Raw genomic sequence first — 12,281 nt, 5'->3', positions numbered from 1 at the left:
TGAGCCCCGGCCGGACTCCCGTCAGACCTCTTCGACGCTGCTCGGCTCACGCCGGGACAGGTCGATGCCGAGCTCCTCCGCAGCGCGGAAGACGTCCTCGTCGGTGTCACGCATCTCGATGGACATACCGTCGCTGGACAGCACCTCCACGTTCAGGCAGAGAGACTGCATCTCCTTGATGAGCACCTTGAAGGACTCGGGGATGCCGGGCTCGGGGATGTTCTCGCCCTTGACGATGGCCTCGTAGACCTTCACGCGACCGGTCACGTCGTCGGACTTGATGGTCAGCAGCTCCTGGAGGGCGTAGGCGGCGCCGTACGCCTCGAGTGCCCACACCTCCATCTCGCCGAACCGCTGGCCACCGAACTGGGCCTTACCACCCAGCGGCTGCTGGGTGATCATCGAGTACGGACCGGTCGAACGGGCGTGCAGCTTGTCGTCGACCAGGTGGTGCAGCTTCAGGATGTACATGTAGCCGACCGAGATCGGGTCCGGGAACGGCTCACCGCTACGGCCGTCGAACAGCCGCGCCTTGCCGGACGGGAGCACCATGCGCTCGCCGTCGCGGTTCGGGATGGTGTGCTGCAGCAGACCCGCGAGCTCGTCCTCACGCGCACCGTCGAAGACCGGGGTGGCGACGTTGGTGCCGGGCTCGACGCTGTCGGCGCCGATGGCCTGCAGGCGCTGGGCCCACTCGTCGGCAAGACCGGAGACGTCCCAGCCGCGGCTGGCGAGCCAACCGAGGTGGATCTCCAGGACCTGTCCCGGGTTCATTCGGGACGGGACACCCAGCGGGTTGAGGATGATGTCGACCGGGGTGCCGTCCTCCAGGAACGGCATGTCCTCGATCGGCAGGATCTTCGAGATGACGCCCTTGTTGCCGTGGCGGCCGGCGAGCTTGTCACCGTCGGTGATCTTGCGCTTCTGCGCGACGTAGACGCGGACCAGCTGGTTCACGCCCGGCGGCAGCTCGTCGCCCTCCTCGCGGTCGAAGACGCGGACGCCGATGACCTTGCCGGTCTCGCCGTGCGGCACCTTCAGCGAGGTGTCACGGACCTCACGGGCCTTCTCACCGAAGATCGCGCGCAGCAGGCGCTCCTCGGGCGTCAGCTCGGTCTCACCCTTGGGCGTGACCTTGCCGACGAGGATGTCACCGGCGATGACCTCGGCACCGATACGGATGATGCCGCGCTCGTCGAGGTCGGCGAGGACCTCCTCGGAGACGTTCGGGATGTCCCGGGTGATCTCCTCCGGGCCGAGCTTGGTGTCACGGGCGTCGACCTCATGCTCCTCGATGTGGATCGAGGAGAGGACGTCGTCCTGCACGAGGCGCTGCGACAGGATGATCGCGTCCTCGTAGTTGTGACCCTCCCACGGCATGAACGCCACGAGCAGGTTCTTGCCGAGGGCCATCTCGCCGTTCTGGGTGGCCGGACCGTCGGCGAGGACCTGGCCCTCGATGACGTGGTCGCCCTCGTTGACGATGACCTTCTGGTTGACCGAGGTGCCCTGGTTGGAGCGGGCGAACTTGGCCAGGCGGTACGTGATGTACGTGCCGTCGTCGTTGGCGGTGGTGATGTAGTCCGCGGAGACCTCCTGGACCACACCGGCCTTCTCGGCCTTGACGACGTCGCCGGCGTCGACCGCGGAGCGGTACTCCATGCCGGTGCCGACGAGCGGGGACTCCGCCTGGATCAGCGGAACGGCCTGGCGCATCATGTTCGCGCCCATGAGGGCACGGTTGGCGTCGTCGTGCTCGAGGAAGGGGATCATGGCGGTCGCGACCGACACCATCTGGCGCGGCGAGACGTCCATGTAGTCCACGTCCTCGGGAGCGACGTAGTCGACCTCGCCGCCACGGCGGCGGACCAGCACGCGGGCCTCGGCGAACCGGAGCTCGTCGGTGAGCGGCGCGTTGGCCTGCGCGATGACGAAGCGGTCCTCCTCGTCGGCGGTCAGGTAGTTCACCTCGTCGGTGACCTGGCCGTCGACGACCTTGCGGTACGGGGTCTCGACGAAACCGAACGCGTTGACCCGGCCGTAGGTGGCGAGCGAGCCGATCAGACCGATGTTCGGGCCTTCAGGGGTCTCGATCGGGCACATGCGACCGTAGTGCGAGGGGTGCACGTCACGGACCTCGAAGCCGGCCCGCTCACGGGACAGACCACCCGGGCCGAGCGCGGACAGACGACGCTTGTGCGTCAGCCCGGACAGCGGGTTGTTCTGGTCCATGAACTGCGACAGCTGGCTGGTGCCGAAGAACTCCTTGATGGAGGCGACGACCGGCCGGATGTTGATCAGGGTCTGCGGCGTGATCGCCTCGACGTCCTGCGTGGTCATGCGCTCCCGCACGACGCGCTCCATACGCGCCAGACCCGTACGGACCTGGTTCTGGATGAGCTCGCCGACGTTGCGCAGACGACGGTTGCCGAAGTGGTCGATGTCGTCGGTCTCGACGACGATCGTCTGACCGCTGTCGCCGGTCGTCTCGGTCTCACCGGCGTGCAGCTGCACCAGGTACTTGATCGTCGCGATGATGTCCTCGACGGTCAGGATGCCCGCGTCCAGCGGGGTGTCCGTACCCAGCTTCTTGTTGACCTTGTAGCGGCCGACCTTGGCGAGGTCGTAGCGCTTGGGGTTGAAGTAGAGGTTCTCGAGCAGCGTCTGCGCGGCCTCACGCGTGGGGGGCTCGCCCGGGCGCAGCTTGCGGTAGATGTCGAGCAGCGCGTCGTCCTGGCCCTGGGTGTGGTCCTTCTCCAGGGTGGCGCGCATGGACTCGTACTCGCCGAACTCCTCGAGGATCTGCTCGGTCGTCCAGCCGAGCGCCTTGAGCAGGACGGTGACGGACTGCTTGCGCTTGCGGTCGATACGCACACCGACCATGTCGCGCTTGTCGATCTCCATCTCCAGCCAGGCACCCCGGGACGGGATGATCTTGGCGGAGAAGATGTCCTTGTCGGACGTCTTGTCGATGCTGGAGTCGAAGTAGACACCGGGCGAACGGACCAGCTGCGACACCACGACACGCTCGGTGCCGTTGATGACGAAGGTGCCCTTGTTCGTCATGAGCGGGAAGTCGCCCATGAAGACCGTCTGGGACTTGATCTCGCCGGTCTCGTTGTTGGTGAATTCGGCGGTGACGAAGAGCGGAGCCGCGTAGGTGAAGTCACGCTCCTTGCACTCGTCGATCGAGTTCTTCGGCGGCTCGAAGCGGTGGTCGCGGAAGGTCAGCGACATCGACCCGCTGAAGTCCTCGATCGGGGAGATCTCCTCGAAGATCTCCTCGAGCCCGGACTTGGTGGGGACGTCCTGACCGGACTCCAGAGCCTCCTCGACCCGACTCTGCCAGGCGGTGTTCCCGAGCAGCCAGTCAAAGCTCTCGGTCTGCAGCGCGAGCAGGTTGGGAACCTCGAGAGGCTCCTTGATCTTTGCAAAGGAGATGCGCAGCGGGGCGGTGCTGGCGCCGTTGTTCGTATTCGCGGTCGAGGCAGTGCGCGAGGCGGCCAAGAGGGGGTCCTTCCGAGGGCTCGGACTCACTACGCGCGTACCGGCCCCTCACCGATACACAGAGACAGGTTCCCTGATTGGCCGAATGGCCAGGTCAGGGACGGTCCGGTCGTCGGTGCTCAAGCGAGGGCATGCCCCTGGTGACGGGCAGGGGACAGCTAACAGGCAGCGCAAAGGGTCAGTGTAGCCACTCGGCACACTGATGTCCAGCGCGGGTTTTTCCGAACCCTCGTTGCCCTCGTTGTTCTCAACCCCTGCGACAAGGCGACACCCTCAACGCACGTTGATACTGCCCTCTTCGTCGTCGATCCATGCCTCGGATTCGGATCCTTGTGACGACGCGTCCTGAGAATTGCGCGCTGCGTGCAGTTCGTCAAGGCCCCCCTGGCTCAAACCGGGTGCTGCGCTCGTCACTTGCGCGCTCGGAGGCAGGACGAAGATCACCTTACCCCTCCCGTCCGGGCGTGCAAGGTAGCCGCCACCCAAGCCCCCTGAACGCCGAAGAGCGACCACCCGGATGGATGATCGCTCTTCGGTGCGTTCGCGTTACAGCCCTACCGGACTGCACTCGGCGCGCTGAGAGGTGCGGAGGTACTCCGAAAGGTCTTACTTGACCTCGACGGAGGCGCCGGCGCCCTCGAGGGCCTCCTTGGCCTTGTCGGCGGCGTCCTTGGCAACCTTCTCCAGGACGGGCTTCGGGGCGCCGTCCACCAGGTCCTTGGCCTCCTTCAGGCCGAGGGAGGTCAGCTCGCGCACGACCTTGATGACCTGGATCTTCTTGTCACCGGCACCGGTGAGGATGACGTCGAACTCGTCCTTCTCCTCAGCGGCCTCGGCCGGGGCGCCCGGGGCACCCGGAGCGGCAACGGCGACCGCGGCAGCGGCGGCGGTGACGTCGAACTTCTCCTCGAACGCCTTCACGAACTCGGAAAGCTGGATGAGGGTCATGTTCTCGAACTCGGCGAGCAGTTCTTCCTGGGTGAGAGCCACGATGGCTTTCCTTCCACTAATTCGGCTGGTGCCGGATGTACATGACTGGCGGGCGTACGTTGGCCCGCTACGACCGCCGCCTGCAGGCAGCGATCATGATGCGAGCCGAATTACTCGGCACCGCCCTGCTCGTCCTGCTTGGCACGAAGCGCGTCCACGGTGCGGACGAGCTTCGACGGGAGCGCCTGGAAGACCTGAGCAGCCTGCGTCTGCTTGCCCTTCAGAGCGCCCGCCAGCTTGGCGAGCAGAACCTCGCGGGACTCGAGGTCCGCAAGCTTCTTGATCTCGTCGGCGGAGAGGGCCTTGCCCTCGAGGACACCGCCCTTGATGACGAGATTCGGGTTGTCCTTGGCGAAGTCACGAAGACCCTTCGCCGACTCCACCGGGTCGCCGGTGATGAAGGCGACAGCCGTCGGACCAGCGAACTGGTCGTCCAGCGTCGTGATCCCGGCCTCGTTGGCCGCAATCTTGGTCAGCGTGTTCTTCACCACGGCGTACTGGGCGTTCTCACCGAGCGAACGGCGCAGCTGCTTGAGCTGGGCCACGGTGAGACCGCGGTACTCGGTCAGCACGGCGGCGTTGGAGCTGCGGAACTTGTCCGTCAGCTCGGCAACCGCGGCAGCCTTGTCGGGCCTCGCCATAGAGCCTCGGCCTCCTTCCGGGTGATTCGGACCGCGCGGACCCGAAGGAGGACTGGGGAAAACGAAACGCCCCGGCGCAGGCGCACGGGGCGTAGCTCGACCAGACGGATTCCGTACGGGCGGAACCGATCCGGGAACACTTCCACTGTCACCTACGCGGGTCGTCCGCAGTTCAGCGGATCCTTCGGCCACCGCGCCCTCCTACGAGCACGCGGCAACGACCAGCGGTCTTTGGCTTCTGCAGCAGAGTACGGGACCGGATCGCTGTCAAGCAAATCCGGTCGTACGACGGTGCTCGGCTCCGGGGCCGGTCAGCTCTCCCCGAGTTCCTTCATCATCTCGGCGAGGTCGAGCGTCTCCTTGGCGGGCGGGGCCTGGACGGTCACCGGCTCGTTGTAGTCGAGGAACGTCACCGTCATGTCGAGCCTGCCCTTGTCGGCGTCGCCCTGCATACGGAACTGCTTGGTGTGGTCGTCGCCGTCGACCCACATGTCCATGGTCAGCTCGTCGACGCCCATGTCCTCGTACTGCTCGAGGCTCTTCTCGCGCAGCTCGCGGGTCTTCTTGTCCTCGTTCTTGAGGCTGTCCCGCATGTCCTCGAGGGTGATGGTGCCCTTGTAGTGGGTGGTCTCCACACCGTCGACCGTCTCGGTGCCGACCTCCTCGACGTCGTCGGAGCCGGTGAGGAAGGCGGACTCGGCGGCCGGGTTCTTGTCGGCCTGGTCGAGGCCGCTCGCCCCGGAGCCCAGGCTGTGCTCGCCACCCAGCTCGGAGGCGTCGATCTTCATCCAGCTCTTGCCGTCCATCCCATCGGCCATCGCCTCACCGCCGATGTACACCGCCTTGCCGACCAGCCGCATCTCCACCGGGCCGGTCATCTCCGGGTCGTCGGGCATGGTGATCTTCATGCTCATGGCCTGCGGCTTCATGCTCATCGCCGCCTCGGCCTCGATCCGGCCGTCGCCCGGGACCTCGCCCTTCATCCGGTAGCTGAGGGAGGTGATGTCCTCCGTCTTCTCCGCCGCCCTGGCGACGGCCGCGGCGGGCGTCATGGCCGGCGCCTGCTCGGTACCGCAGCCGACCGCACCGCCGAGGACCAGTGCCGCGAGCCCGGCTCCCGCCACCCCGCCCCGCGTACGTACAGAAAGACCCATCGATTCCCCCCAAGGAACACATGGCCGATTCAAAGCAACAGGGCTGGAGCCTATCCGAGGGGCCCCGAGGGGTCCCCCGAATTCCCTGGGCCACAGGAGGGCTCACCCGGGCTTCAGCAGCTCCTTGACGTCCTGGGTGTCGGCGGCCGGGGGTTCCTCGGCGGTGACCTCGGCGCCGTAGTCGCTGTAGTAGGCGGTCTGGGTGAGCTCGCCGCTCGTCGTGCGGCCCTTCTCGACCTTCTTGACCAGCAGGTCCCGGTCGTTGACCCATATGTCGACGGTCTGCGTGGTGACACCGGCGTCGCCGACGTCGACCGTGCCGGAGTAGTGCGTGGTGCGCTCGCCGCGTATCAGTTCCTCGCCGACCCTGCGCACGTCGTCCGATTCCAGCAGCAGCCGTACTGATTCGTCGGGGGTGGTCTGCCGCAGCTGCTTCTCGAGGTACGCGCCGGAGCTGCCGGCCAGCTGCTCCAGGTCGTCGTACGCGTACTTCAGCCAGTGCCTGCCGCCCGCCTGTGCGGCGAACTCGTCGCCCATGCGGGCGTAGTAGGCGTCGGGCAGATAGCGGGCCTCCATCGATGTGCTGCCGAGGCGGCGCATCGTGTCGGCCATCGTGCCGCCGGTGTAGGTGATCGTCAGGGTGCCGGTGATGTCGTCGCCCCAGCCGAGGACGCCGTCGGCGGTCATGGACATCATCGTGCCCATGGTCGTGGTGGACTCGACGCGGGCGGAGTCGGCCCGGTCGGTGGACCGCTCGGCGGAGCGCAGCTCGGCCATCGGGCGGGTCTGGGCGGCGTCGGTCGCGCTGTCGCGGGTCGGGCTGTCGTCCGGGGCGGGGTGGCCGGAGGGGTTCGTGGAGGTGCAGGCAGCCATGCCGGTCAGCGCGGTCGCCGCTGCGATCGCGAGGGCCACGCGGCGCACGCCGGTGCGCAGGCTGGTGCTCGTCATTCGTCCCCCTGTGCGAGATGCGAGTCCCGTGCAAGAACGCTAACCCAGGGCACTGACAGTCGTGCCCGGTAGCGGAAAGGGAACGGGCCCCGCACCTCGGAAGGTGCGGGGCCCGTGACCGGTTGGGGTGAGCCTGAGGGCTCAGACCGCGGCCGGGTCCTCCTCGACGAGGAGGTTGCGGGTGCGGTTCGGGTCGACCGGGATGCCGGGGCCCATCGTGGTGGTGATGGCGGCCTTCTTGATGTAGCGACCCTTGGCGGCGGACGGCTTCAGACGGAGGATCTCCTCCAGCGCGGCGCCGTAGTTCTCCACCAGCTTGGTGTCGTCGAACGACGTCTTGCCGATGATGAAGTGCAGGTTCGAGTGCTTGTCGACGCGGAACTCGATCTTGCCGCCCTTGATGTCGTTGACAGCCTTGGCGACGTCGGGGGTCACCGTGCCCGTCTTCGGGTTCGGCATCAGACCACGCGGGCCGAGGACGCGGCCGAGGCGGCCGACCTTGCCCATGAGGTCCGGGGTGGCGACGACGGCGTCGAAGTCCAGACGGCCCTTCGACACCTCGTCGATCAGCTCGTCGGCGCCGACGATGTCGGCGCCCGCGGCACGAGCGGCCTCGGCACGGTCACCGGTCGCGAAGACCAGGACCCGGGCGGTCTTACCGGTGCCGTGCGGGAGGTTCACGGTGCCACGGACCATCTGGTCGGCCTTGCGCGGGTCGACACCCAGACGGAAGGCGACCTCGACGGTGCCGTCGAACTTGGTCGTGGAGGTCTCCTTGGCGAGACGGACGGCCTCGAGCGGGGCGTACAGCTTTTCCCGGTCGACCTTGGCGTCCGCAGCGCGGAGAGACTTGCTGCGCTTGCTCACTACTGCTCCTGGGGATTCTTAGGAGTCGTGGTCCGGGCCGAGCAGGCCCTGCCACTTCTGCTTCGGGGAGGTTGGGGCTCAGCCCTCGACCGTGACGCCCATGGAACGGGCGGTGCCGGCGATGATCTTCTCGGCGGCGTCCAGGTCGTTGGCGTTGAGGTCGGGCATCTTGGTGGTGGCGATCTCGCGGACCTGGTCGCGGGTGATCTTCGCAACCTTGGTCTTGTGCGGCTCGCCGGAGCCCTTCTCCACGCCCGCGGCCTTGAGGATCATCTTGGCGGCCGGCGGGGTCTTGGTCACGAAGGTGAAGGAACGGTCCTCGTAGACCGTGATCTCCACCGGGATGACCCAGCCACGCTGCGACTCGGTCGCGGCGTTGTAGGCCTTGCAGAACTCCATGATGTTGACGCCGTGCTGACCCAGCGCGGGGCCGACCGGCGGAGCCGGGTTGGCGGCACCGGCCTGGATCTGGAGCTTGATGAGCCCCGTGACCTTCTTCTTCTTGGGAGGCATGCTCTCTCCGGGTCCTTAGTGAGAGTTTTTCAGCCGTCCGGTCCGGATCATCCGGATGGAGGCATACCGCACAACGATAACGGGTCGGTGTGCAGGTTCTGAAATCGATCAGGTCACACGGGGTTCGGCGGCCCTCGCGCGACGCAGTTTGACCGTCCAGGCGACGGCGCCGGACAGCGACGTCAACGCCAGGAGGCCGGTGAAGACGGCCTGGTAGCGGGTCCCACGGACGCTCACCTGGTGCGCGAGCACGACGCGCTGCGGATCGTCGGCCCGGTAGACGATGTCCACGCGCTCGCCGTCGAGTCGGCGCTTGGCACTCGTACCGACCGGCAGCGAGGCCACGACCCGCTCCCCGCCCGCCTGGAACTCCACCCGGCAGTTGCCCAGCCTGCACGAGCCCGAACCGGTGTGGAACGTGCCGACGGTCTGCGTCCCGTTCGCCGCCATGTCGGCGACCAGCCGGCTCATGGGCAGCATCACGAACACGGTCACCGCGCCGAAGACCAGCGCGAACAGCAGACACACAACCCGGAACACACGGGCCTGAGTGGTAGGCCGCATGGGTTCCGGGTTGCCCGCCAGCCATTCCGCGCCGGACGGTATGGCCGGCACTGAGGTCAGTTCTTCTGGATCTGGTCGAAGGAGAGCTCGACCGGGGTCTCCCGGCCGAAGATCTCCACCAGGCCCTTGACCTTCTTGGAGTCGGCGTTGATCTCGTTGATCGTGGCCTGGAGCGTGGCGAACGGGCCGTCGGTGACGGTGACCGAGTCGCCGACCTCGAAGTCCAGCACCTGGACCTCGACCTTGCGCTGCGGCGCCGGCTTGCCCTCGGCCTCGGCGGCCTCGCGGGCGGCCTTCTCCTCCGCCTCCGGGGCGAGCATCTTGACGATCTCGTCCAGGGTCAGCGGGTACGGGTCGTAGGCGTTGCCGACGAAGCCGGTGACGCCCGGCGTGTTGCGGACGACGCCCCAGGACTCGTTCGTCAGGTCCATGCGCACCAGGACATATCCGGGGAGCTTGTTCTGGCGGATGGTCTTGCGGTCGCCGTTCTTGATCTGAACGACCTCTTCCTGCGGCACCTCGGCCTGGAAGATGTAGTCCTCGACGTTCAGCGAGACGGCGCGCTGCTCCAGGTTGGTCTTCACGCGGTTCTCGTAGCCGGCGTAGGTGTGGATGACGTACCACTCGCCGGGCAGGGTGCGCAGTTCCTCGCGGAGCTTCTCCACGGGGTCGAGCTCGGACTCGGGCTCCCCCTCGCCCTCCTCGGAGGGCTCCTCCTCGACGTGCACGGCGGCTTCCTCCGCGGGCTCGTCCGCGGCGGCCTCGGCAGCCTCAGCCTCATCCAGGTCCTCGTCCGCACCCTCGACGATGTCGAGCTCGTCTTCCACGGACTCGACCGGCTCGATGGCGTCGTTCACGTTCGGGTCAGACACGGTGGCTGCTTCTTCCTGGATACATAGGGGTGGAACGCGCGAAAGGGGCGCCGGTGACGGCGCCCTTCGCTCTTGGCTCAGCCGAAGACGTACTTGGCGGCGTGGTCGAGCCCATAGTCAATCACGGTCACCAGGCCGATCATGATGACGACGAAGATGATCACGACGGTCGTGTACGTCGTCAGCTGGTTGCGCGAGGGCCAGACGACCTTGCGGAGCTCCGCGACGATCTGCCGGTAGAAGAGCGCAAGGCGCTTCAGCGGACCCTTCTTGGCGCGCTTGCCGCCCTTGCGGGTCTTCTTCTGGGACTCCGGCGCCTCGTCCTGGGCATCAGGCGTGTCGAGGGAGCCCACGGCGTCCGTCATTCGTCCTCACCTGATCCCGGGTCGTGGCCGTGCCGCGCCCGGTCTGAGCCGCACGGCGGTGCATTGCTGTACGTACCTGCGCACACATCCTGGCGGTGTGTGTAGCAGGGCCGGAGGGACTTGAACCCCCAACCGCTGGTTTTGGAGACCAGTGCTCTACCAATTGAGCTACGACCCTTTGTCTGCCCACCAACTTACCGCATACGACCGGGTGCTCGGTGTGCACCTGGTGTGTGCGGGCTGCTGTGGGCCAACGAGGTGAGAGTGTACGTGTTCCTGAGCCGGTCGTCGAACAGAAAGTGCCCGTAGGGGGCTTGGCGGATGGAAGAGGGGTGGCAGAAGGGTGGTGCACGGCCGGAAGATCTCCGGCGGGATCGGCCGGAGATCGCTGGTGGATCCTCCAAGGTCAGGCGCCCCGGGCCGGCCGGGCTCCGGAAGATCGCCCAGGCCATCCCACCCGTCCGCACTGTTGTTCAGGTGTTGACCCCCTGCCGTTCAGTCCGTGAAACCCGTGTGCCGGGCTCGTTTCCGGTCTGGAACGATGAGGTCCATGAGCGCTGCAACCCCTCCCACCGAGCGCCGGGTCTCCGCCCGCATCGGCGCGATCTCCGAGTCCGCCACCCTCGCCGTGGACGCCAAGGCCAAGGCCCTGAAGGCCGCCGGGCGTCCGGTGATCGGCTTCGGCGCCGGCGAGCCCGACTTCCCCACCCCGGACTACATCGTCGAGGCCGCGATCGAGGCCTGCAAGAACCCCAAGTACCACCGCTACACACCGGCCGGCGGCCTGCCCGAGCTGAAGGCCGCGATCGCCGTGAAGACGCTGCGCGACTCGGGCTACGAGGTCGACGCCTCGCAGATCCTCGTCACCAACGGCGGCAAGCAGGCCATCTACGAGGCGTTCGCCGCGATCCTCGACCCGGATGACGAGGTCATCGTCCCGGCGCCGTACTGGACGACGTACCCGGAGTCGATCCGGCTGGCCGGCGGTGTCCCGGTCGAGGTCGTCGCCGACGAGACGACGGGCTACCGCGTCAGCGTGGAGCAGCTGGAGGCGGCCCGCACCGAGAAGACCAAGGTCGTGCTGTTCGTCTCCCCGTCGAACCCGACGGGCGCCGTGTACAGCGAGGCCGAGACCGAGGCGATCGGCCGCTGGGCCGTCGAGCACGGTCTGTGGGTGCTGACCGACGAGATCTACGAGCACCTGGTCTACGGCGACGCGGCCTCCGCGTCGCTGCCGGCGGTCCTGCCGGAGCTGCGCGACAAGTGCATCGTGGTCAACGGCGTCGCGAAGACGTACGCGATGACGGGCTGGCGCGTGGGCTGGATCATCGGCCCGAAGGACGTGGTCAAGGCCGCGACGAACCTCCAGTCGCACGCCACGTCGAACGTCTCGAACGTGGCGCAGGTGGCCGCGCTGGCCGCCGTCTCCGGCGATCTGGACGCCGTGGCGAAGATGCGCGAGGCCTTCGACCGACGCCGCAGGACCATCGTGCGGATGCTGAACGAGATCGACGGCGTGGTGTGCCCGGAGCCCGAGGGCGCCTTCTACGTCTACCCGTCGGTGAAGGCGCTGCTCGGCAAGGAGATCCGCGGCAAGCGTCCGCAGGACACGGTCGAGCTGGCCGCGCTGATCCTGGAGGAGGCCGAGGTCGCGGTGGTTCCGGGCGAGGCCTTCGGCACGCCGGGCTATCTGCGGCTGTCGTACGCCCTGGGTGACGAGGACCTCGTCGAGGGCGTGAGCCGGATCCAGAAGCTGCTGGCAGAGGCGCACGACTGACGTTTCCGGGCTTCACGCGCGCATGGCGGGCCGTTTCCCTGTGGGGAGGCGGCCCGTTTCTTCGTGCGAGCAAGACCACTCAA

Annotated in this window: 11 protein-coding genes and 1 tRNA gene; 1 reads left to right on the top strand and 11 read right to left on the bottom strand. The window is 67.2% G+C overall.

Annotated features, from left to right (window positions below):
• Window positions 1–21: 21 nt before the first annotated feature.
• The 11 genes from rpoB to ACFVJQ_RS00415 form a co-directional block, all read right to left on the bottom strand.
• Entirely contained in the window at window positions 22–3,507 is a 3,486-nt protein-coding gene (gene rpoB / locus ACFVJQ_RS00465; protein WP_224738968.1) for a DNA-directed RNA polymerase subunit beta, read from the bottom strand.
• A gap of 606 nt (window positions 3,508–4,113) precedes the next feature.
• Window positions 4,114–4,500, bottom strand: coding sequence for a 50S ribosomal protein L7/L12 (rplL, locus tag ACFVJQ_RS00460; RefSeq protein ID WP_224738980.1), 387 nt, complete (start codon window positions 4,498–4,500; stop codon window positions 4,114–4,116).
• A gap of 107 nt (window positions 4,501–4,607) precedes the next feature.
• On the bottom strand, window positions 4,608–5,138 hold the full coding sequence (rplJ, locus tag ACFVJQ_RS00455; RefSeq protein ID WP_385512445.1) for a 50S ribosomal protein L10: 531 nt from the start codon (window positions 5,136–5,138) through the stop codon (window positions 4,608–4,610).
• Window positions 5,139–5,449: 311 nt separating this feature from the next.
• On the bottom strand, window positions 5,450–6,292 hold the full coding sequence (locus ACFVJQ_RS00450; RefSeq protein WP_385779824.1) for a DUF1396 domain-containing protein: 843 nt from the start codon (window positions 6,290–6,292) through the stop codon (window positions 5,450–5,452).
• Window positions 6,293–6,394: 102 nt separating this feature from the next.
• Window positions 6,395–7,240 (bottom strand): hypothetical protein, encoded by an 846-nt coding sequence (locus ACFVJQ_RS00445; RefSeq protein WP_385779822.1) that lies wholly within the window; start codon window positions 7,238–7,240, stop codon window positions 6,395–6,397.
• A gap of 141 nt (window positions 7,241–7,381) precedes the next feature.
• Entirely contained in the window at window positions 7,382–8,107 is a 726-nt protein-coding gene (rplA, locus tag ACFVJQ_RS00440) for a 50S ribosomal protein L1 (protein WP_189700584.1), read from the bottom strand.
• Between the two features lie 78 nt (window positions 8,108–8,185).
• Complete coding sequence (gene rplK, locus ACFVJQ_RS00435; RefSeq protein ID WP_004927359.1) at window positions 8,186–8,620, bottom strand: 50S ribosomal protein L11; 435 nt, start codon at window positions 8,618–8,620, stop codon at window positions 8,186–8,188.
• A gap of 108 nt (window positions 8,621–8,728) precedes the next feature.
• Window positions 8,729–9,184 (bottom strand): hypothetical protein, encoded by a 456-nt coding sequence (locus ACFVJQ_RS00430; RefSeq protein WP_385779818.1) that lies wholly within the window; start codon window positions 9,182–9,184, stop codon window positions 8,729–8,731.
• 56 nt (window positions 9,185–9,240) lie between these two features.
• Complete coding sequence (gene nusG / locus ACFVJQ_RS00425; protein WP_224738973.1) at window positions 9,241–10,056, bottom strand: transcription termination/antitermination protein NusG; 816 nt, start codon at window positions 10,054–10,056, stop codon at window positions 9,241–9,243.
• 77 nt (window positions 10,057–10,133) lie between these two features.
• Entirely contained in the window at window positions 10,134–10,421 is a 288-nt protein-coding gene (gene secE / locus ACFVJQ_RS00420; RefSeq protein ID WP_224738974.1) for a preprotein translocase subunit SecE, read from the bottom strand.
• 105 nt (window positions 10,422–10,526) lie between these two features.
• Window positions 10,527–10,599: transfer RNA gene (locus tag ACFVJQ_RS00415), tRNA-Trp, on the bottom strand.
• 372 nt (window positions 10,600–10,971) lie between these two features.
• Here ACFVJQ_RS00415 and ACFVJQ_RS00410 point away from each other — a divergent pair.
• On the top strand, window positions 10,972–12,198 hold the full coding sequence (locus ACFVJQ_RS00410) for a pyridoxal phosphate-dependent aminotransferase (RefSeq protein ID WP_385779816.1): 1,227 nt from the start codon (window positions 10,972–10,974) through the stop codon (window positions 12,196–12,198).
• Window positions 12,199–12,281: the final 83 nt, after the last annotated feature.

This window comes from Streptomyces sp. NPDC127197 (assembly GCF_042672405.1).
Classification (GTDB): Bacteria; Actinomycetota; Actinomycetes; order Streptomycetales; family Streptomycetaceae; genus Streptomyces; species Streptomyces flavusporus.
Note: the sequence above shows the minus strand (reverse complement) of the source record. Positions and strands in the feature narration are given on the sequence as shown.